The 24680-nt window shown below is 39.9% G+C and carries 26 protein-coding genes; 6 read left to right on the top strand and 20 right to left on the bottom strand.

Annotation, left to right across the window (positions count from 1 at the left end):
* Positions 1 to 35 precede the first annotated feature (35 nt).
* The gene (gene tyrS / locus ACEXOE_RS23340; protein WP_394751293.1) at positions 36 to 1331 is read right to left on the bottom strand and encodes a tyrosine--tRNA ligase; all 1296 of its coding nucleotides are present in this window, start codon (positions 1329 to 1331) and stop codon (positions 36 to 38) included.
* Positions 1332 to 1450: 119 nt separating this feature from the next.
* Here tyrS and ACEXOE_RS23335 point away from each other — a divergent pair, with 119 nt between their 5' ends.
* Entirely contained in the window at positions 1451 to 2461 is a 1011-nt protein-coding gene (locus tag ACEXOE_RS23335; protein WP_394751292.1) for an SDR family oxidoreductase, read from the top strand.
* On the opposite strand, the gene ACEXOE_RS23330 is transcribed toward ACEXOE_RS23335, so the two are convergent.
* From ACEXOE_RS23330 to ACEXOE_RS23320, 3 genes are read right to left on the bottom strand one after another with little or no spacing between them, the layout of a single operon-like run.
* The gene (locus ACEXOE_RS23330; protein ID WP_394751291.1) at positions 2442 to 2870 is read right to left on the bottom strand and encodes a DUF4296 domain-containing protein; all 429 of its coding nucleotides are present in this window, start codon (positions 2868 to 2870) and stop codon (positions 2442 to 2444) included. The two genes, ACEXOE_RS23335 and ACEXOE_RS23330, sit on opposite strands and share 20 nt — an antisense overlap.
* Before the next feature lie 4 nt (positions 2871 to 2874).
* Positions 2875 to 4209, bottom strand: coding sequence for a dihydroorotase (locus ACEXOE_RS23325; protein WP_394751290.1), 1335 nt, complete (start codon positions 4207 to 4209; stop codon positions 2875 to 2877).
* Positions 4210 to 4211: 2 nt separating this feature from the next.
* Positions 4212 to 4940, bottom strand: a complete 729-nt coding sequence (locus ACEXOE_RS23320) for a polyprenol monophosphomannose synthase (RefSeq protein WP_394751332.1) — start codon at positions 4938 to 4940, stop codon at positions 4212 to 4214.
* A 133-nt stretch (positions 4941 to 5073) separates the two neighbouring features.
* Between ACEXOE_RS23320 and ACEXOE_RS23315 the strand changes: the two genes are divergently transcribed.
* From ACEXOE_RS23315 to ACEXOE_RS23305, 3 genes are read left to right on the top strand one after another with little or no spacing between them, the layout of a single operon-like run.
* A complete protein-coding gene (locus ACEXOE_RS23315) occupies positions 5074 to 6741 on the top strand; it encodes an ArnT family glycosyltransferase (protein WP_394751289.1) in 1668 nt (555 codons plus the stop codon).
* Positions 6742 to 7398, top strand: a complete 657-nt coding sequence (locus ACEXOE_RS23310) for a DUF4271 domain-containing protein (RefSeq protein WP_394751288.1) — start codon at positions 6742 to 6744, stop codon at positions 7396 to 7398.
* Positions 7399 to 7403: 5 nt separating this feature from the next.
* On the top strand, positions 7404 to 8153 hold the full coding sequence (locus ACEXOE_RS23305; protein WP_394751287.1) for a uroporphyrinogen-III synthase: 750 nt from the start codon (positions 7404 to 7406) through the stop codon (positions 8151 to 8153).
* Positions 8154 to 8211: 58 nt separating this feature from the next.
* Here the strand turns inward: ACEXOE_RS23305 and pckA are convergent, their stop codons facing one another.
* Together pckA and ACEXOE_RS23295 are read right to left on the bottom strand one after the other, a co-directional pair.
* Positions 8212 to 9828 (bottom strand): phosphoenolpyruvate carboxykinase (ATP), encoded by a 1617-nt coding sequence (pckA, locus tag ACEXOE_RS23300; RefSeq protein ID WP_394751286.1) that lies wholly within the window; start codon positions 9826 to 9828, stop codon positions 8212 to 8214.
* Positions 9829 to 9887: 59 nt separating this feature from the next.
* Positions 9888 to 10283 (bottom strand): DUF423 domain-containing protein, encoded by a 396-nt coding sequence (locus ACEXOE_RS23295; RefSeq protein ID WP_394751285.1) that lies wholly within the window; start codon positions 10281 to 10283, stop codon positions 9888 to 9890.
* Positions 10284 to 10397: 114 nt separating this feature from the next.
* Here ACEXOE_RS23295 and ACEXOE_RS23290 point away from each other — a divergent pair, with 114 nt between their 5' ends.
* Both ACEXOE_RS23290 and ACEXOE_RS23285 read left to right on the top strand, forming a co-directional pair.
* Entirely contained in the window at positions 10398 to 11768 is a 1371-nt protein-coding gene (locus ACEXOE_RS23290; RefSeq protein WP_394751284.1) for a saccharopine dehydrogenase family protein, read from the top strand.
* A gap of 48 nt (positions 11769 to 11816) precedes the next feature.
* The gene (locus ACEXOE_RS23285) at positions 11817 to 12287 is read left to right on the top strand and encodes an Lrp/AsnC ligand binding domain-containing protein (RefSeq protein WP_394751283.1); all 471 of its coding nucleotides are present in this window, start codon (positions 11817 to 11819) and stop codon (positions 12285 to 12287) included.
* Positions 12288 to 12416: 129 nt separating this feature from the next.
* On the opposite strand, the gene ACEXOE_RS23280 is transcribed toward ACEXOE_RS23285, so the two are convergent.
* The 14 genes from ACEXOE_RS23280 to ACEXOE_RS23215 form a co-directional block, all read right to left on the bottom strand.
* The gene (locus tag ACEXOE_RS23280) at positions 12417 to 12821 is read right to left on the bottom strand and encodes a YybH family protein (protein WP_394751282.1); all 405 of its coding nucleotides are present in this window, start codon (positions 12819 to 12821) and stop codon (positions 12417 to 12419) included.
* 13 nt (positions 12822 to 12834) lie between these two features.
* A complete protein-coding gene (locus ACEXOE_RS23275) occupies positions 12835 to 13230 on the bottom strand; it encodes a YybH family protein (protein WP_394751281.1) in 396 nt (131 codons plus the stop codon).
* 82 nt (positions 13231 to 13312) lie between these two features.
* The gene (locus ACEXOE_RS23270) at positions 13313 to 13873 is read right to left on the bottom strand and encodes a Crp/Fnr family transcriptional regulator (RefSeq protein ID WP_394751280.1); all 561 of its coding nucleotides are present in this window, start codon (positions 13871 to 13873) and stop codon (positions 13313 to 13315) included.
* Positions 13874 to 14414: 541 nt separating this feature from the next.
* Positions 14415 to 15077: a DUF6624 domain-containing protein gene (locus ACEXOE_RS23265; protein ID WP_394751279.1), complete on the bottom strand. Its 663-nt coding sequence runs from the start codon at positions 15075 to 15077 to the stop codon at positions 14415 to 14417.
* Positions 15078 to 15185: 108 nt separating this feature from the next.
* The gene (locus tag ACEXOE_RS23260; RefSeq protein WP_394751278.1) at positions 15186 to 16100 is read right to left on the bottom strand and encodes a DUF5996 family protein; all 915 of its coding nucleotides are present in this window, start codon (positions 16098 to 16100) and stop codon (positions 15186 to 15188) included.
* Positions 16101 to 16108: 8 nt separating this feature from the next.
* A complete protein-coding gene (locus tag ACEXOE_RS23255; RefSeq protein WP_394751277.1) occupies positions 16109 to 17122 on the bottom strand; it encodes a pirin family protein in 1014 nt (337 codons plus the stop codon).
* A complete protein-coding gene (locus tag ACEXOE_RS23250) occupies positions 17115 to 17324 on the bottom strand; it encodes a (4Fe-4S)-binding protein (RefSeq protein WP_394751276.1) in 210 nt (69 codons plus the stop codon). The genes ACEXOE_RS23255 and ACEXOE_RS23250 overlap by 8 nt, the downstream gene beginning before the upstream one ends.
* 77 nt (positions 17325 to 17401) lie before the next feature.
* The gene (locus ACEXOE_RS23245) at positions 17402 to 17941 is read right to left on the bottom strand and encodes a Crp/Fnr family transcriptional regulator (protein WP_394751275.1); all 540 of its coding nucleotides are present in this window, start codon (positions 17939 to 17941) and stop codon (positions 17402 to 17404) included.
* 269 nt (positions 17942 to 18210) lie between these two features.
* Positions 18211 to 19212 carry a redoxin domain-containing protein gene (locus tag ACEXOE_RS23240; protein ID WP_394751274.1) on the bottom strand — a complete coding sequence of 334 codons (1002 nt, stop codon included), beginning with the start codon at positions 19210 to 19212 and terminating at the stop codon, positions 18211 to 18213.
* Between the two features lie 187 nt (positions 19213 to 19399).
* Positions 19400 to 20266, bottom strand: coding sequence for a glycoside hydrolase family 16 protein (locus ACEXOE_RS23235; RefSeq protein WP_394751273.1), 867 nt, complete (start codon positions 20264 to 20266; stop codon positions 19400 to 19402).
* A gap of 118 nt (positions 20267 to 20384) precedes the next feature.
* Entirely contained in the window at positions 20385 to 20957 is a 573-nt protein-coding gene (locus ACEXOE_RS23230; RefSeq protein ID WP_394751272.1) for a hypothetical protein, read from the bottom strand.
* 67 nt (positions 20958 to 21024) lie between these two features.
* The gene (locus ACEXOE_RS23225) at positions 21025 to 23304 is read right to left on the bottom strand and encodes an aminotransferase class III-fold pyridoxal phosphate-dependent enzyme (protein ID WP_394751271.1); all 2280 of its coding nucleotides are present in this window, start codon (positions 23302 to 23304) and stop codon (positions 21025 to 21027) included.
* Between the two features lie 187 nt (positions 23305 to 23491).
* Positions 23492 to 24046 carry a hypothetical protein gene (locus ACEXOE_RS23220; RefSeq protein WP_394751270.1) on the bottom strand — a complete coding sequence of 185 codons (555 nt, stop codon included), beginning with the start codon at positions 24044 to 24046 and terminating at the stop codon, positions 23492 to 23494.
* Between the two features lie 45 nt (positions 24047 to 24091).
* A complete protein-coding gene (locus ACEXOE_RS23215; protein WP_394751269.1) occupies positions 24092 to 24613 on the bottom strand; it encodes a hypothetical protein in 522 nt (173 codons plus the stop codon).
* Between the last annotated feature and the right edge of the window lie 67 nt (positions 24614 to 24680).

Genomic DNA, 24680 nt, shown 5'->3' with positions numbered 1-24680 from the left:
GATACAAAAACCTAAAAAAGTTGCTTCTCCGCTCTTTATTTAGCCACCAAAACAAAATAATTTCGTTTTCCTTTTTGAAGCAACACATACTTATCATTGATCAAATCGGTCACGGAAATGGTATAATCCTCTTTAACTTTGGCTTTATTGACCGCGATGGAGTTTTGTTTCAATTCCCTTCTAGCCTCTCCATTAGAGCCCAAAAATCCTGTTTTTGCGGCTAATGCCCCAATCATATCCAAACCATTTTCTATCTCAACACGTTCAACTTCAGCTTGTGGAACCCCATCAAAAACTTCCAGAAAAACAGCTTCATTCAATCCTTTTAAATCTTCGGAAGTCGATTTTCCAAATAAAATATTACTGGCTTTAATAGCATTCTCCAAATCTTCTTTAGAATGCACCGCAGTAGTAATTTCTTCTGCCAAACGCTTCTGTAGGATACGCATATGTGGAGCCTCGGTATGTGCTTTCACCAATTCCTCAATCTCGTTTTTGGAAAGAAAAGTAAAAATCTTAATATACTTTTCAGCATCTTCATCAGAGGTGTTTAACCAATACTGATAAAACTTATAGGGCGATGTTCTATGGGCATCCAACCATACATTCCCTCCCTCGGTTTTTCCAAATTTGGTGCCGTCGGCTTTGGTAATTAAAGGGCAGGTCAAGGCATATCCCTTTCCGCCACCTATTCTTCGAATCAACTCCGTTCCTGTAGTAATATTCCCCCACTGATCACTTCCTCCCATCTGAAGGGTACAATTGTGGTGCTTGTAGAGGTGCAGAAAATCATATCCTTGTACCAATTGATAGGTAAATTCCGTAAAAGACATCCCTTCACTGGCTTCAGAGGACAAGCGCTTTTTTACGGAATCTTTGGCCATCATATAATTTACGGTAATATGCTTCCCTACATCCCGGATAAAATCCAAAAAGGAAAAGTCCTTCATCCAATCATAGTTGTTGACCAATATCGCCGCATTTTCAGCCTCACTTTTAAAGTCCAGAAATCGTGACAATTGTTCTTTCAATGCTTCTTGATTATGTCGCAAAGTAGCTTCGTCCAATAAGTTGCGTTCCGCCGATTTCCCTGAAGGATCTCCGATCATTCCTGTTGCTCCTCCAACCAAGGCATAGGGTTTATGTCCCGCCAGTTGAAAATGACGCAATAACATCACTCCCACAAGATGTCCTATATGTAATGAATCTGCCGTTGGGTCGATCCCAAGATACGCCGCTTGCATCCCGTTCAACAGATGCTCTTCCGTTCCCGGCATCACATCGTGTAACATTCCTCTCCATTTTAGTTCCTCCACAAAATTTGAAGCCATTCTTTTCTACTTTTTAAATAATAAGTACAAAAATAAACTTGTTTGGATATTCACTACATAAAATCTCCATTTTTATTCAATATGTCCATATTTCAATGCCAAATACCTAAATTTGAAACATGATTTTAGTCACTGGAGGTACAGGTATGGTCGGGGCACATCTTTTGTTTCAACTCTTGAACAAAAATAATTCCACGCTAAGGGCCACGCACAGAAAAAACAGTAATCTACAGCATGTAAAACACATTTTTTCCTACTATTCCCAGGATGCTGAAGCTTTATTTGAGAGAATCCACTGGGTAGAGGCCGATATTACGGATATTCCTTCTTTGGATATCGCTTTTGAAGGGGTCACTCATGTATATCATTGTGCGGCCCTGATTTCCTTTGACCCCAATGATTTTGATGCCCTCAAAAAAATAAATATTGAAGGAACGGCCAATGTGGCCAACCTCTGCATTGCCCATAACATTGCAAAGCTCTGCTATGTTAGTACCATTGCGGCAGTGGGCAAAAGTCTTGGAGGGGCCAAAGCCACAGAAGAAAATGAATGGACGGATTCCCATGCCAATGTCTATGGTTTGACCAAAAATGATGCGGAAATGGAGGTTTGGCGTGCCGGACAAGAAGGTGTTCCCATAGTTATTGTGAATCCGGGCCTTATTATTGGCCCTGGATATTGGAACAGCGGTAGTGGTGTTTTGTTCCGTCAAGCCTATAAAAACAGAGGATATTACCCGCCAAGCGGCACTGGGGTCATTGTTGTTCAAGATGTAGTGGATATGATGATCCAATTAATGGAAAGTAGTATCGTACACGAACGTTTTATTAGCATTGCCGAGAATCTAAGCTTCCAAGAAATTCTAACCAAGGTGGCAAAGGGCTTTGACAAGGCCCCACCAAAAACCCAATTGCGTTTTTGGCAATTGGAAATCTTATGGCGATTAGATTGGGTAGGTCACCTATTTAGTTCCAAAGGAAGGAAGTTGTCTCGAAAAACGGTGACTTCCTTACGAGATCAGGAAATATACGACAATACAAAAATCATAAACGCATTACAGTATTCCTTTAGTCCTTTGGACGAGGCCATTACATTTGCCTGTGCTGCATTTAAGAAAGAGAATCCTTAACTTTTGTTTTTTTTCGATTCCGTTCAGACTTGATCAAATCTTGGGTAGAGATCACACTATCCCGTTGTTTTTTTCGCTCCTCTTCAAATGTCTTTTTGGTATCGGTCAAGCGTGCTTCCACGGCCTTGTAAATATTCTCATACTCTAAAGGTACCGAAGCATAGTACAAATCGCTTTTTACAAATTGCACGCTATCTATGGTATACTTTTTATATAAGTATTCCATAGTTTCGATCTTATTATCCTTTAAAACCTCCGGATTGGTATTCTTGGCCGCATTGAGCACCGAAAGGTCATAGAGAATATTGATCATTGTCTCCTGAGGAATTAGATTTTCGGGAGGTTCGATCACCTTTTCATTACAGGACAAAATTAAGGCACAAAGCACAAAAAATAATACCTTTTTCATACTTCTATCTGTCAAATGTTAGTCTTTTTGCGTTTCTCTTTTCGGAGAATTTCCCATGCGCATAACCGAGATGACCATTGATAAAGGTATAGGAAATGGTATTGCCAAACTTGCTCCCTTCAAAAGGAGACCATCCGCAATGGTATGCAATATTTTCCTTGCTTACTTCCCAAGAGCTTTTTGGATCTACCACCACAAGATCGGCATAATAGCCTTCCCGAATATATCCCCGCTTATGAATATCAAAGAGTATAGCGGGATTATGGCACATTTTTTCCACAATCTTTTCCAGGCTGATTTTCCCCTCCTTGTGTTTTTCCAGCATTGCCGGAAGCGCATGTTGTACCAATGGGCCCCCGGAAGGTGCACTGGTATAGGGGTTATCTTTTTCCGTAAGAAGGTGAGGCGCGTGGTCCGTAGCAATAATGTCCAAGCGGTCATCCAAGAGGGCTTCCCATAGTTGCTCTCGATCAGCGGCTGTTTTAACGGCAGGATTCCATTTGATCAAAGTTCCTTTTTCTTCATAATCCACATCGGAAAACCACAAATGGTGGATACAGACTTCGGCGGTAATTTTCTTGTCTTTCAGGGGAATATCATTCCGGAACAAGGCAGTTTCTTTTCCGGTGGACAGATGAAATACATGCAATCTAGCCCCTGTTTTCTGGGCCAGGGCAATAGCTCTGGAAGAAGATAAATAACAGGCCTCTTCACTTCTGATCAAAGGATGGCATCCAATAGGGATGGCATCGCCATAGGTGTTCTTATATTTTTCAAGATTCGCCCTTATGGTGCCCTCATCTTCACAATGCGCCGAAATGACCATGTCCGTGCTGCTAAAAATAGATTCGATAACCTTTTCGTCATCGACCAACATATTCCCTGTAGAAGATCCCAAAAACAATTTAATTCCGGAACAGGCATTTTTATCCAATCGTTTCAGCTCTTCCAGATTATCATTGGTTCCTCCAAAAAGGAAAGAGTAATTGGCAAAGGCGTTTTGGGCTCCCACAGCAAATTTCTCCTCTAATTTTTCAATAGTCGTAGTTTGCGGATTGGTATTGGGTTGTTCCATAAATGTAGTGATTCCACCCGCCAAGGCCGCCCTACTCTCTGTAGCAATGGTTCCTTTATGCGTTAATCCCGGCTCCCTAAAATGCACCTGATCATCTATAATTCCAGGAAGAACATAACTCCCATGAACATCAATGACCTCCGCCTCGGCATCACTAATATTTCTGGCTACTTTTTCAATACGTTCCCCCTCAATTAAAATATCCCCTTCAAACTGGGTATTTTCATTGACAATCGTCGCATTTTTTAATATTACTCTACCCATCCCTAAAACTTGCTTTTAAAAAATATACTTCGGAATTTCATCTTTAATACCCCAAAAATGGCCTCACTGATAATGGAGGAACTCATCTTGGATTTTCCCCTCACCCTATCCGTAAAAATAATGGAGACCTCTTTGATCGTAAACTTTTTCAGATGCGCCCGGAACTTCATTTCTATTTGAAAAGCATAACCTACAAAACGCACATTATCTAAATTCAAGGTTTCCAACACCTCCCTTTTATAACATACAAAACCTGCGGTGGGGTCATGCACACGCATCCCGGTAATTAATTTTACATAAAAGGAAGCCCCATAAGACAATAACATCCGAAACAAAGACCAGTTTACCACATTCACCCCCTTTTTATACCGTGATCCAACGGCCACATCGGCACCATTGGCACAGGCCCGATATAAACGGAGCAAATCTCCAGGTTTATGGGAAAAATCAGCATCCATTTCAAAGATATAGCCATAATCCCGTTTAATGGCCCATTTAAACCCATGGATATAGGCCGTCCCCAAGCCTGACTTTTCTTTCCTAACTTCCAAGAACAGCCGATCGGCATACTCTTTCTGCAGTTCCCTAACGCAATCTGCCGTCCCATCTGGAGAATTATCGTCTACCACCAATACATGGAAGTCTTTTTTCAAGGCAAAGACTGCCAGAATAATGGCCTCTACATTTTCAATTTCGTTAAAGGTTGGAATGATTACTAAACTATCGGACATTGAAGCATTTGCTGATTTCGACAAAAATACTACTTTATCTACTGTAAAGAAATGTGCTTTTAGCTTTTATCATTTTTTTACGACTATCCATGATGCATATAATTCGTAATTTTGGGGCGAATCTATTTTTCTTATGTTACAAAAAATACCCAAACCACTACGCTATCTATTGGCAGCGCTTTTTTTGCTTAACATTGTCCAAGCCTACTTTACGGAACTTATTTTTGATGAAGCCTACTATTGGCATTATGCCCAAAATTTGGCTTGGGGCTATTTTGACCACCCTCCCATGGTAGCCCTATTGATTAAAATCAGTAGTTTTTTCTTTGAAGGCGAGCTTGGGGTACGATTCATGAGCTGTCTCCTTGCTGTAGGTACGATAGTAGTATTATGGACCATGATCGATGACGCTAAAAAGCAGCGCTATTCCATTCCTTTTTTTGTTTTGATATTTTCAATGCCCCTGGTGAATGCCTACGGTTTTTTTACCTTACCCGATACGCCTTTGTTATTTTTTACGGCCCTCTTCTTGTGGTGTTATAAAAAATTCCTTAGTTCACCATCTATCATTGTTTGTATCGCTTTAGGGGTGGTTATGGCTGCCCTCATGTATAGCAAGTACCACGCGGCATTGGTAATTTTATTTGTACTCCTCTCCAATATAAAACTGATAGGGAATAAATATGCCTGGCTTTCGGTAATTGTGGCACTCTTATGTTATACCCCACATTTCTTATGGCTGTATCAAAACGATTTTGTATCCATAAAATACCATCTCTTTGAGCGCCCCAACAGGGCTTATGAGTTTGCGGATTTTACCCTGGGTTATTTCCTAAGTCTGGTTGTTCTTTTTGGTCTTACTTTCCCCTTTGCCTATCGGGCATTGTATAAGACCAAAGCGATTGACCTATTTACCAAAGCGCTCTTATACCTTACCTATGGGGTTTTGATTTTCTTTTTTGTATCCAGTTTCAATAGACGTGTGCAGGCGCAATGGGTTATTGTAGCGTCTATTCCTATGATTCTTATCATCTTTAGGGTGATGCTGCAGCATAAACACAGCATGAAATGGATCTATAGGTTGGGCATGGTCAATATTGTACTCCTGTGCTATGCCAGAATTTGGCTGGTATATTCTCCTGCCCTTCCCATACACTTTGAAGCGCACGACAATACGACATGGGTTTCTGGTCTACAAGCCCAAATAGGGGATATGCCTGTGGTCTTTGAAAACTCCTATAGAAACACGCCAATGTACGCCTTCTATTCTGGTGTTCCCGCCTATTCCCTGAATAATATACGCTATAGACGCAATCAATATTCCTTGGACAGTACGGAATACGCCATACAACATCAACGCGTATTGTACGTTTCTAAATATGCAAAGCGCAAGGATATTACCTATACTACGCAAGACGGAAGCATCAGCTATGGCATGTATATAGATAATTTTGAATCCTTTCGCAAATTGCAATGTATTCTTCCTGAAGAAGACATCAGCTTAAAGGATACCAAAGAACAAACTTTAAAAGTCTATAATCCTTATTTTGAGGATATTGATTTAAATAAAATCACTTTTGAATTGGCATACATGAATGCGTACAAACAAGTAAAAGATGTTGTCCCATTACAAACAACCCTGGCAAATCCGGGAACGAGAGTATTAAAGGCAAGGGATACTACATCTTTTCGTTTTACACTTCCGGCACCTAAAATTGAGAATCCGGGGTATTTTAAAATAGGAATATCGGAAAATGGCTTACGTGCCGGACTTAATGGAAAAACCACGAAATTAGAGTAAATGGAACCTATTCTTAGATCTATAACCAACAAGGATTGGATTACCGGCATTCTATTTGCCAGTCTATTGATCATGGTCATCGCCAAAAGTTTTTCCTATAGTAGGTTTTCAAATTTCATGATTTTACCTTTTAACAATAAGTATATTTTTATGTACAACAAAAAAGATCGTTTGTTAAACTGGTTCCATGTATTCTTTACGCTTTTTCTGATCCTAAATTTCTCTTTATTCATTTATTTGGCCATGGGTGTTCTATTTAAGGACACTTCGGAAGCTGCGCCTTATCTCTACCCCATTATTCTGGGCTTGGTTGTTTTATTTATTTTTTTGAAGGTGGTATTGCAATTGGGCAATGGTTTTGTATTTAACACCAGTAAAATGGTGAGTGAGTTTATTTTCAAAAAATTGTCCTACCTGAACTACAGTGGCATACTATTTTTCCTCGCCAATATCATCCTTACGTATATTGCGGAGGACTCAAAACCTACAATATACCTAACCATTTCCCTTATTTTATCCATTAATGGTATTGGTTGGATCACAGTAATAAGAAATCATCAAAAATTCATTACTTCCAATTTTTTCTATTTTATTTTGTACCTTTGCGCACTTGAAATTGCGCCAATTGTGATAATTGGAAGTTATCTAAAAGATTGAGACTTATGAAAGTAAAGACGATTTTGGTTTCTCAACCAGAACCGAAAATGGAAAACTCCCCATATTCACGACTCATAGAAAAAGAGAAAGTAAAGGTCGACTTTAGACCTTTTATCCACGTGGAGGGAGTGGATGCCAAAACGGTGAGGCAACAAAAAATTGATTTGAACAATTATACCGCTATTATTCTTACGAGCAGAAATGCGGTAGATCATTTTTTTAGAATTGCAGAAGAAATGCGATTCAAAGTTCCGGATACTATGAAGTATTTTTGCCAATCCGAAGCTGTGGCCTATTATCTTCAAAAATATGTAGTCTATAGAAAACGTAAGATTTATGTCGGCAAAATGAATTTTGCCGATTTAGTGGTCTTATTTAAAAAGTATAAAGAAGAAAAGTTCTTGCTTCCTTCTTCAGATGTCTTGAAACCCATTGTACCAGAGACCTTGGATAAACTTGGATTGAATTGGGAAAGAGGGATATTTTACAAAACGGTCATTAGCGATCTTTCCGATTTAAGGGATGTGTACTATGATATCTTGGTGTTTTTCAGCCCTTCGGGCATAGAATCTTTATTGAAAAATTTCCCTGATTTCGAACAAAATGATACGCGCATTGCCGTATTTGGAAATTCTACGGTCAAAGCCGCCAATAATGCCAGTCTTCGCATAGACATTCAGGCACCAACACCTGAAACCCCTTCTATGACCATGGCACTGCAGAAATACATTACTACGGTAAACAACAAAAAGTAATTAGCGATAGCGATAAAGAATAAAAAAAAGCCTCTTCAGTTGAAGAGGCTTTTTTTTATTAATGTGCATAACGTTGTGGTCCTCCACGCCGAATCTCTTCACTGGCAAAGGATTCAAACTTCTTGAAGTTCTCCCGGAACGCATTGGATAATTTAAAGGCTGTTTTATAATAGGCTTCGTCATTGTTCCAAGTTGCTCTTGGACTAAGCACCTGGGTAGGCACTCCTGGACATTCCCTAGGTTGTGCTACACCAAATACAGAATGTATATGATAGTCATCGTAATTGTACAATCCTAAATCTCCATTGAGCACTGCATTGATCATAGCCCTGGTATATTTCAATTTCATACGGGTACCTACACCATAAGGTCCTCCGGTCCAGCCCGTATTCACCAACCATACATTAACACCGGCTTCCTTCATCTTCTTACTCAACATTTCTGCATAAGCCGTAGGATGCAAAGGCATAAATGGCGCTCCAAAACAAGCTGAAAACGAAGGTACAGGTTCTACGACACCCGCTTCTGTTCCAGCTACCTTAGCGGTATAACCCGAAATAAAGTGATAGGCCGCCTGACTTGGCGTCAATTTTGATATTGGAGGAAGTACGCCAAAAGCATCGGCTGTTAGGAAAAAGATATTTTTTGGGTTCCTTCCAATGGAAGGTGTCTGAATATTATCAATATGATAAATAGGGTAACTCACTCTTGTATTCTGCGTAATGGACGTATCATTAAAATCTACGACCCCTTGAGCATCCATAATGACATTTTCCAAAAGGGCTCCTTTTTTAATGGCTCCATAAATCTCAGGTTCGTTTTCGGCAGACAAGTCAATGACTTTTGCATAACAACCTCCTTCAAAATTAAATACCGTATTCTCATTGGTCCAACCATGCTCATCATCTCCTATCAATCGTCGATTTGGATCAGCGGACAAGGTGGTTTTTCCCGTACCGGAAAGCCCAAAAAAGATGGCAGTATCCCCAGCTTCCCCAACATTTGCTGAACAGTGCATCGGCAAGGTGTTCTTAAAGACCGGAAGGATAAAATTCAAGGCAGAGAAAATTCCTTTCTTAATTTCCCCAGTATATCCGGTTCCACCGATCAAGGCAATTTTTTTGCTAAAGTTTAAAATGGCAAAATTGTGTTGCCGCGTTCCATCTACCGCAGCATCGGCCATAAAACCAGGAGCGTTGATCACGGTCCACTCTGCTTCAAAAGTATCCAATTCCTCTTCTGTAGGACGCAAGAACATATTATACGCGAACATATTGGACCAAGGATATTCATTAACGACCCTAATGTTCAGTTTATAGTTCTCGTCGGCACAGGCATAGCAATCCCGCACATACAATTCCCGTTCATTGAGATAGGAAATCACCTTATCGTACAGTGCATCAAATTTCCCGCTATCGAAAGGGATATTGATGTCACCCCACCATACTTTTTCCGAGGTAATCTCATCTTTGACAATAAATCGATCCATGGGAGATCTTCCTGTAAACTCGCCTGTATTGATGGCCAAAGTCCCCGAAGATGCCTCTTTTCCCATGTCTTTCTCCAAGGAGATCTCATGAAGTTCTGAAGGTGATAACTGATAGTGTATCGTATCACTTTCAATTCCGTAAGCCTGTAACGAAATCGTTTTCGTTCTAGGTGTGGATTTATCCATAATGGTCTTTTTAAATTTTTGGTAAAATTATGAAAAATATATCCGTTGACTCCCTAATTCTAGAGTTCTTTATCGGCTTTTTTTAATATTTGAACGCCTAAAACCAACCATCCCGACAATAGTAGTAATCCCCCAATGGGCGTTACCCATCCAATGGTCTTGAAATCAAAGGCGGACAGGCTATTTGTAGCTAAAAGATAGATCGAGAATGAAAATAGGATAACCCCGAAAGTAATGAAATACAAGACTATTTTCTTTGTTTTTAAGGAGACCTCTTTTAGGGTTCCTAAAAGGATTAAAAATAAGGCATGATACATTTGATACCTCACTCCAGTTTCAAAAGTAGCTACCGCATCGGCATCCACCAATTTTTCCAGGCCATGAGCCCCAAAGGCTCCAAGACCAATTGCCAAGAAGCCAAAGCCTATTCCTATGGCATAAATTGTTTTGTTCATAACTTATTGCAATGATATTTTTATAAATATAACAATTTGATACCTTAGCATGCGTTATAAATACGCTTAGGTAGGTATACCTTTGCCATACGATTACAAAAATACGCAAAGCAAATGCTACGAAAAATATTAGTTCTAGGCGCTGGCAAGTCCACTTCCTATTTGTTGGATTATCTTTTGGAAAAAGCTCCTACGGAAAATTTGCACTTGACCATCGGTGATCTGCAGCCCGAGGCCTTGCCCAAAACTATAAAAGAGCACAGCTCCTGTACCCTCATTAGACTCGATATATTTAAAGATCAGGAAAGGCAGCAGGCCATTGCCAATGCCGATATTGTAATTTCCATGTTACCCGCACGCTTTCATATCACCGTGGCCAAAGATTGTATTGCCTATGAAAAGCACTTGGTCACCGCCTCTTATGTAAGTCCAGAAATTAAGGCCTTGGATGCAGATGCGAAGGCAAAGAGACTTATATTCATGAACGAAATAGGCCTAGATCCCGGAATAGACCACATGAGTGCCATGCAAATTATTGATCGCATTCGGGAACAAGGTGGACGCCTCTTGTTATTTGAATCTTTTACCGGAGGCTTAGTGGCTCCGGAGAACGACACCAATCTCTGGAATTATAAATTTACTTGGAACCCTCGTAATGTGGTGGTTGCCGGACAGGGAGGAGCTGCAAAATTCATCCAAGAAGGCACTTATAAATACATTCCCTACCACAAATTGTTTCGACGTACGGAATTTTTTGAAATCGAAGGCTATGGGAAATTTGAAGGATATGCCAATCGCGATTCGTTAAAATATCGCGATGTATATGGCCTGGAAGAAGTATTGACACTATATCGCGGAACAATGCGAAGAGTAGGGTTCTCCAGAGCGTGGGATATGTTTGTACAATTGGGCATGACGGATGATACCTATACGATAGAAAACTCTGAGGGCATGTCTTATAGAGAATTTGTAAATTCCTTTTTACCCTATTCCATTACAGATTCTGTAGAGCTTAAACTTCGACATTACCTCAAAATAGACCAGGATAATGTAATGTGGGAGAAACTGGTGGAACTTGATCTTTTCAGTGCTGAAAAGACCATCGCTAAGAAGAATGGTACTCCTGCACAGATTTTACAGGAGATTTTGGAGAAGAGTTGGACGCTTGACAAAGACGACAAGGATATGATCGTCATGTATCATAAATTTGGATATGAGCTTCACGGGCAAAAAAAACAGATCGATTCCAATATGGTGGTCTTGGGAAAGAACAGGACTTATACTTCTATGGCTAAAACCGTTGGACTTCCCGTGGCTATTGCGACCTTATTGATTTTAAATAAGAAGATTACCAAAGCGGGCGTTCAAATCCCAATTCAAAAAGAGGTTTATGACCCCATCTTAGCAGAATTAAAATCCTATGGCATTGTATTTAGGGAATACGAAGTCCCCTATGTGGGTTACCATCCCGATACTTCTATTTAGAATTGAAAGGAATTATGTTATCTTTAGATTTAAATTGATTCCTTTTTTATGAAAATAAGTAACGATACCGTTAAAATAGATGGTATAGACAAGAAAATTCTAAGATATCTTATGGCGGACGCCCGTAAACCTATTTTAGAGATTGCGAGAAACATCGGAATTTCTGGTGCGGCTATACATCAACGCCTTCGCAAGTTAGAAAGTTCCGGACTCATTGCCGGGTCCAAGTTTGTCATTAATCCTAAAGTGCTCGGGTATACCACGATGGCCTATATCGGTATTTTTCTCGATAAGGCCATGAGCAATCCAGTTGCGGTTAAGGAACTGGAAAAAATCCCTGAAGTTTTGGAATGTCATTATACAACGGGCAACTGGTCTATTCTGATCAAAGTACTCTGTAAAGACAATGAGCATTTAATGCATGTACTCAATAAAAACATCCAACAAATTGAAGGGGTTTCGCGTACGGAGACCTTTATTTCCTTAAATCAACAGATCGATCGGCAAATTAAAATCTAATCTTGATGCTTTTATAATACCTCTCTTTCCCATTTTCTTCAAGCGTCAAGAAGGAATATATATTCCTTCCTGATATCTCGTAGCTACCATATTCAAAAGACGCTTTCAGAAAAAGAGCAGGTTTCTTAATCATCCTATAACTCCCCCTGGCAGTCCATAGGGACAATCTAAATAGTATACCCAAGAACCGTCTTCTTTTTGTTTGGCTACCTCTGTTGAGCTACCTTCAGCCATAACATTTCCTTTGGAGTCTTCTATTTTCCAATTCGCTTGAAGCAAAGCTAGATCACCATGTATCAGCTCTCCAATAACTGTACTTTTCAGACGCGCCCTTTCTTCAACAAACGGACTAAAAAGTGTACGGATTGCCTCTATTCCTTTTTTTGGCGGCTCTTCTGGGGGGAAGCAGACCATACATTCCGGATGGAAAAGTGTTAGTATTCCCTCAATATCCCCCTCTTCCAAATAGGCGCTTACCACATCGGCAATTTGCCTGGGATACGCCGCTTTACGAACAGTTCCTTTTTTATTCATGATCACAAAGTTTTTATTGAACGTCCGGAGGACGGTTATCCATATCAAAAACTAATTTCCAGGTTCCAGAAGGTGATTTTCTAAATATCACCACGACGCGTCCTTTTTCCAACATTTCTGTTCCATCCTCAGGATGGGTTCCCTTCATAATGAAATTACCCGTATAATAGCCAACATCCCTACCAGCTATTACCTGTTCTTCAAAAATTGTGGCATGTGGCTTCACCATAAAGTGCTCTATAAAACCTTGTTTAATCGTTTCCAGATCAGACCTTCTTGGACCCCCACTTGTACTATAACTGGCCTCAGGATCATACAACGACATTAATTGATCAATATCGTGACTGTTAAAAGCATCCATCCAATCTTGACAGGCTTTCCTAATTTCATCTTTTGCTATTGCATTCATAACGTAATATTTTAATTTAATACTTGTATGATGCAAATGTAGAAGCTGGGGTACGATTCATTCTTGGTATATACCAAGATTCCTAAACGCGAACATTATTGATCAATTTGCTGAAGTTGGTAGAATCCATTCGCAAGTAAGAGGCCAGGTCTTTTTGAGGGATTCGGCTAATTAAATGCGGGCTTCTTTTAACGAAAATTTTAAATCGGGTTTCTATATCAAATGCCATTAGTTCATACTGTCGTTCCATAACTCCTATTAAGAGATACTCAATGGCTTTGCGAAATAGGGTTTCAAGTTGCCTGTGTTCTTCCATGAGCTGCTCGTGTTTTTCATAGGAAATGCGTAAAAATGTACTTTTGGTAATCGTCTCAAGAAAATATTTGGAAGGGGTTTGAGTGACAAAGGAACCTGGATCCCCACTAAATGAGGGAGCATAGGAAAACAGAATGACATGCTGCTTATCGTCGTTCAAATAATACGATTTTTGAATTCCCTCAAGGACAAAATACAAATAGCGTTGTGTTTTACCTGGAGCCGTCATCACAGTTTTTCTTGGCACTATAACTTCTTCCCAATGCGAAAGATATTCACTTAGAATATCGTCATCCACTTTATATATTTTGGACAAAAAATCTTTCATATTTTGCTTTCTGTGGCTTCGGTAGGAATGATATCGTTTATTTCATTTAATTTCGATAGGACTTGGCATATCTTCTAATTAAAATATACTTTATATGGCAGGTTTTCCGTATCTCTTTGCCCTCAATTTTACTTTTGTTTTAAGTTGTGCTGTAGATGCACGTTTTCAAGCAGCTTCTATACGAGCTATCCTTCTGTTATAAATTCATCCATTGAACCTTTATGATTAGGCATATTAAACCCTAAATTTTGCATTTTGGAGCTTTTGTAAGCTTTGGTTTCATGAATTCTAATCCAGTCCTCATCAAAAGTAATGAATCCTAGGGTAAGCCTGCAATTTCTATTATAATTCAATCGATAAATAAGATAAGGAAAAGTCTGATCGACTTAAAAAAGGAAATAGCCTGTTCGAAGGTCTTCCGATTCAAGATCGGTTCAATACGCAAATTAAGAGTTTGACCATTATCCCCTTCTTTATGAACGAATAGTTTATTCGGCAAAACTTAAGGTATAAATTAGGATAAGAGATCTGTATATTAAGGCTATTCATTTCTTGGAATGTCTTCTATTTTTAATTTCTTGTCCCAGACAATTTCAATCGTTGTACTGTCCTTTGCAATTTTAAAATAGGCTTCCATACTGGGCAAACCTACTGAGCTACGCAAGCTTGACAGGCTATCCATGTTTTGTATGGGCCATACTACATTTTGACTGTTTCGTTGAAAAGTCTGAGTACCATAACGTTGTGGCTTACGGGCATACATCTGCAGACGATCATACATTGTAGCGGCATCATCGGGCATTAAGAGACCCATTTCTGCATATTTTTTAACCCTAGGGTAATGTTTTCGCATTAAGGAATCCGGACTATGTTGTAATATTAGAAATACGCCTTGATGTGCTTTGGGCATCAAATTTTCCGGCCAACCGCAATGTTCAAAAATCGCGTTTAATTCTTTTTGATTTTTTTCATCGATTTGGCCCATTTTTGTTGCCAATGCAAATAGTTCCAATCCACCGCTACCATCCTTTTGATTCTGCGCGATCAAGGGCATTAATGCCTTTCGTACATCTTGCTCTTCCTTCATCATTTTGATGAGCTTCGTATTTAATTCCTGTACCTCGCAATTTGGCTCTTGCGCCTTACATCCAACAATCAATAACAATGTAGGCACTATATTTAATATTAGCTTGACGAACTTCATGGATGCAGGTATTTTAAGGTGTATTATTTCCTCAAAACTAGAAGTTCAATGTGCTATTGATAGTTAATGAAGGTTAATGAGTGTTAATCCTAAACGAATTTTGGGTGATCACTTTTCCAATGCCACTCTATCCCATTGGGAAGTATTGGCTGCGGCTTCATAGGTCGTTTGCAAAAAGTCATATAGGGCTTTTTCTGGGTCGTCTGACCTCTGTACATCTTCGTACTTCAAGAAAAACTCTCCCATTTCTTCGCTATAGAAAGCCGCTTTTGGCAATACTTTTTGTGCACCGAATTTCGGGTCACTGGGATAGGCGTAAGCGTAGAAGGCCGGGAATGGAAATTCTTCCGAACCTAACCAAAATCCAGCACTGCTGACTTCCTTGGAATACGCTTCTTGCATTACGTCCAAAGGCATATTGGGCATTCCTCCTGGATGTAAGGGTGCAGGGTTTCCAGAAAATCGGGTCACGGCCAAATCAAAAGCGCCCCAAAATAGGTGCACAGGACTACATTTACCTATAAATTCACTTCTAAATTGGTGAAATACCGCATTGGTTTTTAACATGGCTTGCCAGATGCTATGTGCTACCTTTGGATCGTACGATCGGTTTACCGTATTCTTTTTAAAAGGAATGGCGGGTTCCATTTCGTTGGGACTACCGTGAATTTTCACCTCGATTCCTAGCGAATGGAGCTTCTTGAACAAGCTCTCATAAAATTCGGCCACGGTCATCGGTCGCAGGTCTATATGCTGCGTTTCTTCCCCGCTACATAGGATAAAGAGCTTGTGCTGCTCAAAATCAAAGTCGATCTGAAAAATACGCCCTTCATAAGAAATACCGTGTGTGGAATATCCGTGGGCACTAATGTACAGTACCGCATGCCAAGAATGATTTTGCCAGGGCATTGTTCTCAGACGTATTTTCCCTACAATCTGAATCCATTGATGAAGGGTTTCCAGAGTCTCCTGAATTTCCTCAAAATTAAGGACTGGCCAAGTAGTGTTGTTCTTTGATGTCATAGTTCTTGTTATTTGATTTCTTCTGTTCCATCGTTGTACAGGGCAAACCTCCCTTTATCCTTGGCGTGAACCACTTCGGTTTCTTTCCAAGGCCAACCGCCAAATTGGGTCTTGCCGTAATCCCGCATCGCTTCACGGATCTCCTCTGCAGTATTCATCACAAAAGGGCCATGCTGAACAACGGGTTCCCCAATAGGTTTTCCTTCCAAAATAAGCAAGAAAGCAGGGACGTTTCCATTTTTAAGCAGGACATCTGCATCCGTCTCCGTTTCTATAAGGTGATCTGCAGCTACGTTTTGTCCATCTACTTCCAGATGTTCTCCTTTATAAAAAAAGATGGATCTATTTGCTTCTCTTGCCGTCTTAGGCAATTTCCATTGGGCATTCGCTTCCATTTTCACGGTGTATACCCCAACAGCATTGTTCGGATCTGAAGCCCAAGAGTCCGGTGTTGGATCTGCAGCTTGTGTATGTTTCATATTTCCCGCAATGACATCAATAGTCGTTGTCTTGCCAGACTCGTCTTTATGAATGACTTTGGGAATATCTTCCCGCCAAAGCATCTTAAAGTGTGGTGCTACCATTTTGGAAACCTTGGGAAGATTGAGCCATACTTGAAAAATCTCTAAAGGGTTCCTGGCATCTTCACGGAGCAAGGGAAACATCTCTGAATGCTGAATGCCCTTTCCTGCAGTCATCCATTGCACATCTCCACCCATAAAACGGCCTGCCGCCCCTAGGGAATCTGAATGATCAACCACCCCCTCTTTATTAATGGTAATGGTTTCAAACCCTCGATGCGGGTGGTACGGAAAACCTGGTATCGTATTTCCGTGATACATTCTCCACCCATCTTTGATCATAAAATCCTGCCCAATAGGCCTGCCTTTTAGTGCTTCGGCAGCTACTCCCATGCTTGCATTTCCCTCAGGGTATTCGTCCCTGTGATAGGCACAGAATAGGAAGGGATCTTGGGTTTTCCAAGGAAAACCAAGCGGTTCTACATGCAATATTTTATTCATTTGTGGTATAGCTTAAAGCGCCCGAAGGACAGTTATTGATTTGTTCTATAAGTTCTTCCGTCGTCGCATTTTGGATATTTATCCAAGGGGTATTCTTAGGCTTATACACTTTGGGTAAAGTCCTTACACAAACGCCGGCATGCTGACATTTTTTGGGTTGCCAGTGGATCGTTATGGTACCGTTGGAATATGTTTTGCTCATAAGTACGAAATTTTGTTCCTAACAAAGTTCCGCACTTTTGAATGCCTATGCATTCATCTAGATGAAGAAATTGATGGTCACTGGCCCCTAGCAATTTTTCCTCTTATGGTGCTAAGTGCTTGTGGGGTAATCCCCAAATATGTAGCCACCATATGTTGTGGGATACGACTGTGGATATCCGGATACGTTTTTAAAAAATAGGCATAACGGTCCATTGCCGGCGTGCTCATGAGCATCAACACCCTACGTTGCAACACCCCCATCCGGCGATATAGCAGCCGCGCATTATCTACAATACGCTCTTTGGGCAAATTGGCCTTGAACAAACAATCCTTATCGAAGATGACCACTTCCGAATCCTCCAAGCAGTCAATATAGAGCTCTACTTTCTTATGAAACTCCAAGGATTCCACATCCGCAATAAACCAGCCTTCGGAGGCAAAATGGAAAATATGTTCTTTAGCCTTGCTGTCAATAATGTAGCTTCGCAAAAGTCCTTTTTTTACAAAAAAAGTACGGGCACTGCTATCTCCCGCACGCTGTAATATTTGCCCTTTTTTAACCGTCTTTGTTTGCGCATCCGGATCAATGCTCAATATATCCTTCAAACTTTCCATATACTTCCAGAGCTAAGATTGGCTTCAATTATTTGTTCATCGAACATCGACTTTTCCCTACTCATCTACTCAAATAAAATCCGCTATGTCAAATGTACAATTTTCAGCATACTTCACTTCCAATCATGTCTATTTCAAACAGACATGCCGCTTGGTTTTGATAATGTGTAGGCAAAGCATAGGTGTTTTTTGGAAATTCAACATTCCCTTTCTAAACCCATCATTCTTTGAACCGCGGCTTATGCATGACATGAAACTGGATTTTTTGCCTACTTCAGCAATTCGGAAAGTTTTTCATTTAATTTTTCCCCTCGTAAATTTCTAGCAATGATGCTTCCGTTCTTGTCAATTAAAAAATTATCCGGTATTCCACTCACTCCATAAATTAAACCGGCGGCATTTCTACTTCCTTTTAAATCGCTGACATGCCTCCATCCCAATTTGTCCTTTTCAATGGCCTGTAACCAACTTTCTTTGGTATTGTCCAGAGAGACGGCAAAAACCTCAAATCCTTTTTCCTTATAGGTTTCATAGGTTTTTACCAGATTGGGGTTTTCTTGTCGACAAGGGCCGCACCAGGACGCCCAAAACTCCAATAACACGATCTTATCCCCGCTATCGGACAGTCTCTGTTGTACGCCATGCGGATCCAGCATTTCAAAATCAATATAATGCTCTCCAATCTTTGGGTTTTTATTCAAGGCAATATATGTGGCAATTTCTTTACCGTATTTTGAGTTTTTATTTTCCTCGGAAAAATTATTGAACAATTCTTGGGTCAATTGTTTCCCCCAAGTAGTGGCGTAGATATTCAACATATTTGCACTGATAATACTATTGGGGTTATCCTTAACAAATTTCTTTTCCAACCTTCTCCCCTCGCTCCTCGAAACCGTATCCATTGCCTTCATAAGGCTACTACTCAGCGCTTCGGTTTCGGAACCTGTTATTTTCGCATTTCTGAAATCGCTTGTACTTGCATCGAACTGCATTGCTGTATTTTCGGCCCAAAATGCGGTATAGTTGGAATAATCCTTATCGTGTAAATAAAATCGCAATGGCTCTTGATCCAGTGTCGTATTAAAAACAAAACTATTGTGGGTGACCACTGTAGAATCCACATCTGCATTAATATCTGGGTCGTTTAAGTAAAGAACAGTCCCATCGGTTATTCCTTTCGTTTTTCCTGTTAAGGAAAATATTGAAGGTTGTTCATTTTTACAGGCGACAAATCCGGTCAATAAAATTCCTAGAAGTAGTTTTCGTATCATTTGCATTCAATTTATGATTATCCTAGTATCGGTATCTTTATGAGGACCAATTATTAGAATGTATTTTTTTTCTTATAGTACGGTTCCCATAATCCTTGGAATGTTACCGGGCTTAAGTGGGGTTTCTTTCAAATTTTCCTGTGTTATTTCCAAATCCCTCTATCTACAAAAGAAGCTGCATAGAGTATCATTTGTACACTCTGATATAATCTATCACCATTGGGCTTTCAACAAAATCAGGAGCAATATCGGCTTCAATGGCAATATTCAACAGAATATAATAGTCTGTATCATAAGGCCAGGTATCGGCATTCTTCACTTCCGGATGGTATTGAAAGTGCTCAACACCATCTACGCTAAATATCATTTTCTCTTCGGACCACTCTAAGGTGTAGATGTGGAATTCATTGGAAACATTATCGACCTTTTGTCCACCCACATTCTTGACATTATACCCATAGCTCGACCCATTATGTACAGCACTGGAAACCTCATCTTGCTGTTTCCCCCAATGTTCCATAATATCAATTTCCCCGCAATTGGGCCATTTGGTAGTCCCAAAACCTTTATTGTCCCAATAGGCCCCATCTTCATCAATATTTTTGTTGAGCATCCATATAGCCGGCCAGGTCCCTATACCGGATGGCAATTTTGCCCGAACCTCTACCTTACCGTAAGTGAACGCAAATTTTGAATTCAATCGTGCAGAAGTATAGGCTTTGACAACTCCCTGGTCTTCAAAAGTTTCTTTTTTGGCCACAAGATTCAAGTAACCATCTTTAACATAGGTATTGGTAATCTTGTCCGTATAGTGTTGAATGATTCCGCCCCACCAACTACCTCCAGGCGGGAGCTGGGTTTGATGAAACCATTTCTCAGAGTCGATGGGTCCATTATGATCAAATTCATCTGCCCACACCAAAGTAGTATAGGCATTTTCCGGGCTTTTGTTAGTGGTATTCGATACTACTTTCTCGGGATTATTTGTAAAAAAGTAGTACAAAACCAATATTCCTGTACTTATAATGGCAACGGCTGCTATTGTTTTCTTCATATTTGGTTCGGCATCTTATGTTTCGTGGAGGGACATCTGCTGTCCTTGGGATTGGTCTAAACCCATGGAAACACCCCTAAAGTTAACCAAATTTTTAGTGCTGTGCTATAAATGCCCTTTAGTTCCGATCTTCAAACAGCTGCATGGCTTTTAGGTATTTTAGGCCGCCTGCCTTCGTCTGATCGTAGATAACGCCATTCAGTTCAGGATGATTTTCATTGATCCATTGTAAAAATTCCGTTCTATTTTTTACAAATATCGAATCCTTAAAAACTTCGTATTTGGTCGTTTCAACTGTGATGATCTTATCCTCCTTAAAATGTATATGTTGACGTGTCACAATAGGCTCTTCATGAAGAAAAAGAATTCTTTTATCCACCTTAGAAACGCTGGCCTTCACAAACCCCTTTTCCTCCCCAATATCAAGGATTTCATAGGCTGGTCCAAATACGGAATCCCATTTCAACCATTCCAAATACTCTTCTTGGGAAAAGGTCTGTTCGTAATCGTACTCTGTTTCCCTGGTTAAAAGACTATCCGTTAGCAATTTTGCCATTTCCATCCTATCCGAGGTATCAAGAGCCTCATAGTATCGCTTGGCGAGCTCAAGCTTGTCTATTTCTTTTTTGGTGTTTTTACAGGACATACATCCCAGTATCAAAAAACATAGTAGTATTCCAATTCTGTTCATAGGTCTGGTTTTTTTGTTTAATCTAGGACAACAACCCAATATAAGAATTGTTGTTATTTCTTGAGATTTATGTTGTTCTTTTCTTGTAATGCATTCCCAATATGCTATCGATATTCGCCACCACTTCCATGGCATTTTCTTTACTAAAGCATAAGGGCGGTTTTGTTTTAATCACATTATCAAAAGGCCCATCGGTACTGATCAAAATATGATTGTTCCTCAATTCATTTTTAAGGTGATTGGCCAAGGCGGTATCTGGCAATTGGGTATGATCTTTTACGATTTCCACTCCAATAAATAAGCCCGCGCCCCTAACATCTCCAATACAAGCATATTTTGCCATCAACTGTTTTAAGTGCACCATATAATACTGACCTACTGCTTTGGCGTTTTCTTGTAATTTTTCTTCTTTTAGTACTTCCAATACGGCAGCGGCAGTGACACAGGATACCGGGTTTCCCCCAAATGAACTAAAAAACTCCACGCCTTTTTCAAAAGAAGCGGCAATTGCTTCCGTACAAACCACTGCCCCCATGGGATGGCCATTGGCAATAGGCTTTCCTAAAACCACCATATCTGGCACCACATCCTGTGCTTCAAACCCCCAAAAGTGCCCTCCCAATCTTCCGAAACCGGTTTGCACTTCATCACTGATGCAAACTCCTCCTTGAGCCCTAATAGCAGGATAGACTTCTTTTAAATAGCCTTTGGCCAATGGTATTTGACCTGCACAACCCACAATAGGTTCACAAATAAATGCTGCAATGGGAAAGGAGCTATTCTCAATCTGAGCTGCGGCATCTATCCCATATTGTTTGCCCGCATTGGCTTGCTCTTTTCCATACTTCCCTTTATAGGTATCTGGTAATGGCGTTTTAATAATGTGATGCTTCTGTCCTTTCCCCTTAGGATTATTGAATTTGTAGTCGCTGATATCCATAGCGGTTTGCGTATTCCCGTGATACCCCAATTCCATCACCATGATATGATCATAAGCTGTATGTTGATGTGCCATTCTAAGGGCCAGGTCACTTGCAGCACTTCCTGAATTCACAAAAAACACCCGGTTAAGTTCCGTTGGAAAATGGTGCAATAATTTTTCTGCATAATCCGCCAATTCATCATATAAATATCTTGTATTGGTATTAAGTCTGGCAATTTGCTTCTGCGCCGCACGCACCACTTTGGGATGTGAATGCCCTACATGGGGAATGTTGTTATAAGCGTCCAAAAACGTATTTCCAGAGGCGTCGTACATATATTGAAAGGCTGCCCCGACCATGTGGATAGGGGTTTTATAACTCAATGATAAAACTGTACTAATATGCTGTTGCCTTCGCTGAACCACATCGGCAATAGACACCTCTTTCAGTCCAGGAAAACCAGCTGCTTCCCTAAACATATTCTCCGCTTTTAAGGGATTGATCGCAAGCCAGCGGTATAACATTTCCCAGGCCGCTTTTTCACTTACCGAGGCATAACTGTTGTTTGGATCTACCTTGCGAGCATGTGCAGAATTGCATACACTGACACATAACCTCGCTGCTATGAGGGAATAGAGAACATGTATTTCATTCTCTTCTAGGGGCAGCGTTTCATGGTAGGCTTTTAGGATGATGACGGCCCATGCCAAAGGATCTTCCTTGTCATAACAAGCATAAGTAATGGCAATGGCAAGTTCGTTGATCAGAAAGCTGTGCGCCAAATCACCAAAGTCAATGATTCCTGAAACCTTGCCATTTTGGACAAGAAGGTTCCATTCATTGGCATCATTGTGAATAATTTGCTTTCGCAATTTAGGCGCAAGGGGACTAACAATTGCTTCAAATTGATTAAAAAAATAATGGACGATGTTCCTATTTTTTGGATTGGGGATATCCTCTATATACTTTTTGTTTAAGTGAAAATATTGCATATCCCACTCCCACTGCCTGGCCTGTAAGGTGTAGTTGTGAAAGTCCTTCAACTTTAAGTCTATCCTTGCCAAAAAAGTACCTATGGATTTAAACAGCAGCTCGGTATGTGCTACATCTCCCAAAAATTCACCAGGCAAGAAAGATAACATTCGGCAGCTTTCTTTTCCATGATCGGTATCCCTTGTTTTTAAATAGGTATGGTCCTGAAAGGGTATGGGTTTCGGGATTTTTGTGTCAAACGCTTCTCCTAGGAACAACAGGGTCTCGTTCTCGGCTTTCAAAATGTCGTTCAAGGCCTCCGAATAGGTGTAGGTTTTAAATACATAGTCGTTTTTTTCTGCGTTAATACGATAGTTTGCATTCTCATATCCCTGAAGCTTCTTAGCGTCCGTTACGGTAATTCCAAATGCTTTTTCTATAAAATCCTTCATCTATAAAAACCTATTGCCCAAAGTGTCCCTATTCCTTTTTGGTTCTAAACGAAAGATAGCAAAATTGCAATGAATTCTACCTAGGAATTTTAGTGCATTTAAAGAGGAATTCTGTTTGTAGATCCATAGTGACCTAGGGTAATTTGGAAGCAATCTCGTCGTATGGGTTGCAGTGTTGATCTGTATATTAGGCAACTGGGTTCTGATGTATCGTTTTTAATGCATTTTCAATCCGTTTCAATATAAAAACAAACTTTTCAAATTGCTCAACATCCTTTATTCCATGTGCAGGGGTTAAAACAATACGATCAATTGGTTCTTTTCCCGTGTCTATATAAATGTTTTCATCTAGTATGCTTTCGGTAAAAGTACTATCAGAGGTAAGTTTTTTTAATAGGTTTTTGTCTCCATCAAAGCGAAACTGTTTTCGTATGGATTCCGGAATAGATATCTTCCGTTTCGGCAATACAAAATCCAAAAACTTATGTCCTAAACCTTTTGGAAATAGGGTCAATTCTGTTTCGTATGTTTTCTTTAAATGTAAGGTCATTCTAATAGGTTCTGCCACTGGAATTGCTCCTCCAACCTCATTAAAATTTATACTAATCGTAGTCCCCTCAATCTCTATACTTCCACTTTTTTGTTGATAGCTATACTTTCCAACCGGACTATTTAGGTTTTTCACCAATCCTCCTTCATATTCCCCATGATACTTTTCTATCCATTCTTGAATACTATTCATAAATCCAATTCTTTTTGAAGTTTAGACCCACTATCCCAACAATTCCTATAGACGCTTTGCTTTTTTCCAATATAAGGATCTTAAATAATAAACTATTCCCAAGAAGCCAACTCCCAAAGAAATCAAAAACCCCATCCGTGTATTGGAGTTGGACTCCTCAAAACCATACAGTATTTCACCATTTCTAGTTGTTATTTTAAAGACAATAGGCTTTTCCCAATTTTTTTGGTTCTTTTTTATCCAAACACTGACCTTTTCAGAATCCCTTATTTTACCTTTTAGCGTTTCAAATCGTTCATGATAACGACTCCTACCAAATTGTATCATGCTAAGCCTATATCGTTTTTCTGTTGAATTTAAGGTGAATTCCATCTTAAATTTAATGTATGGGACATTATAGCGAGCCGATGATTCAACATAATAAGTGTTTAAATCCCCTGTTTCTCCGCTTTGTTCCATTAAGGAATTCTCCCATATAAATGAAGAAGATCCAAAGAAGTAAAAAGCAATTACTATTGCCACAATACCAACAAAAAGTCCCCCATCTATAAAAATTTCTCTATGCATGCTGCTTGAACAATTATTGTTCCGTTTATTCAGGATATGTACTATAATTTGGGCCAGAACATCTTGG

The sequence above is a fragment of the Spongiimicrobium salis genome, from assembly GCF_043678055.1.
GTDB lineage: Bacteria > Bacteroidota > Bacteroidia > Flavobacteriales > Flavobacteriaceae > Spongiimicrobium > Spongiimicrobium salis.
The sequence above is the reverse complement of the archived record's forward strand: the minus strand, read 5'-3'. Positions and strand labels throughout refer to the sequence as shown.

Bases quoted from the DNA above. Each gene is read 5' to 3' on its own strand.
- tyrS (WP_394751293.1), bottom strand. From the start codon at position 1,331: ATGGCTTCAAATTTTGTGGAGGAACTAAAATGGAGAGGAATGTTACAC.
- ACEXOE_RS23335 (WP_394751292.1), top strand. From the start codon at position 1,451: ATGATTTTAGTCACTGGAGGTACAGGTATGGTCGGGGCACATCTTTTG.
- ACEXOE_RS23330 (WP_394751291.1), bottom strand. From the start codon at position 2,870: ATGAAAAAGGTATTATTTTTTGTGCTTTGTGCCTTAATTTTGTCCTGT.
- ACEXOE_RS23325 (WP_394751290.1), bottom strand. From the start codon at position 4,209: ATGGGTAGAGTAATATTAAAAAATGCGACGATTGTCAATGAAAATACC.
- ACEXOE_RS23320 (WP_394751332.1), bottom strand. From the start codon at position 4,940: ATGTCCGATAGTTTAGTAATCATTCCAACCTTTAACGAAATTGAAAAT.
- ACEXOE_RS23315 (WP_394751289.1), top strand. From the start codon at position 5,074: ATGTTACAAAAAATACCCAAACCACTACGCTATCTATTGGCAGCGCTT.
- ACEXOE_RS23310 (WP_394751288.1), top strand. From the start codon at position 6,742: ATGGAACCTATTCTTAGATCTATAACCAACAAGGATTGGATTACCGGC.
- ACEXOE_RS23305 (WP_394751287.1), top strand. From the start codon at position 7,404: ATGAAAGTAAAGACGATTTTGGTTTCTCAACCAGAACCGAAAATGGAA.
- pckA (WP_394751286.1), bottom strand. From the start codon at position 9,828: ATGGATAAATCCACACCTAGAACGAAAACGATTTCGTTACAGGCTTAC.
- ACEXOE_RS23295 (WP_394751285.1), bottom strand. From the start codon at position 10,283: ATGAACAAAACAATTTATGCCATAGGAATAGGCTTTGGCTTCTTGGCA.
- ACEXOE_RS23290 (WP_394751284.1), top strand. From the start codon at position 10,398: ATGCTACGAAAAATATTAGTTCTAGGCGCTGGCAAGTCCACTTCCTAT.
- ACEXOE_RS23285 (WP_394751283.1), top strand. From the start codon at position 11,817: ATGAAAATAAGTAACGATACCGTTAAAATAGATGGTATAGACAAGAAA.
- ACEXOE_RS23280 (WP_394751282.1), bottom strand. From the start codon at position 12,821: ATGAATAAAAAAGGAACTGTTCGTAAAGCGGCGTATCCCAGGCAAATT.
- ACEXOE_RS23275 (WP_394751281.1), bottom strand. From the start codon at position 13,230: ATGAATGCAATAGCAAAAGATGAAATTAGGAAAGCCTGTCAAGATTGG.
- ACEXOE_RS23270 (WP_394751280.1), bottom strand. From the start codon at position 13,873: ATGAAAGATTTTTTGTCCAAAATATATAAAGTGGATGACGATATTCTA.
- ACEXOE_RS23265 (WP_394751279.1), bottom strand. From the start codon at position 15,077: ATGAAGTTCGTCAAGCTAATATTAAATATAGTGCCTACATTGTTATTG.
- ACEXOE_RS23260 (WP_394751278.1), bottom strand. From the start codon at position 16,100: ATGACATCAAAGAACAACACTACTTGGCCAGTCCTTAATTTTGAGGAA.
- ACEXOE_RS23255 (WP_394751277.1), bottom strand. From the start codon at position 17,122: ATGAATAAAATATTGCATGTAGAACCGCTTGGTTTTCCTTGGAAAACC.
- ACEXOE_RS23250 (WP_394751276.1), bottom strand. From the start codon at position 17,324: ATGAGCAAAACATATTCCAACGGTACCATAACGATCCACTGGCAACCC.
- ACEXOE_RS23245 (WP_394751275.1), bottom strand. From the start codon at position 17,941: ATGGAAAGTTTGAAGGATATATTGAGCATTGATCCGGATGCGCAAACA.
- ACEXOE_RS23240 (WP_394751274.1), bottom strand. From the start codon at position 19,212: ATGATACGAAAACTACTTCTAGGAATTTTATTGACCGGATTTGTCGCC.
- ACEXOE_RS23235 (WP_394751273.1), bottom strand. From the start codon at position 20,266: ATGAAGAAAACAATAGCAGCCGTTGCCATTATAAGTACAGGAATATTG.
- ACEXOE_RS23230 (WP_394751272.1), bottom strand. From the start codon at position 20,957: ATGAACAGAATTGGAATACTACTATGTTTTTTGATACTGGGATGTATG.
- ACEXOE_RS23225 (WP_394751271.1), bottom strand. From the start codon at position 23,304: ATGAAGGATTTTATAGAAAAAGCATTTGGAATTACCGTAACGGACGCT.
- ACEXOE_RS23220 (WP_394751270.1), bottom strand. From the start codon at position 24,046: ATGAATAGTATTCAAGAATGGATAGAAAAGTATCATGGGGAATATGAA.
- ACEXOE_RS23215 (WP_394751269.1), bottom strand. From the start codon at position 24,613: ATGCATAGAGAAATTTTTATAGATGGGGGACTTTTTGTTGGTATTGTG.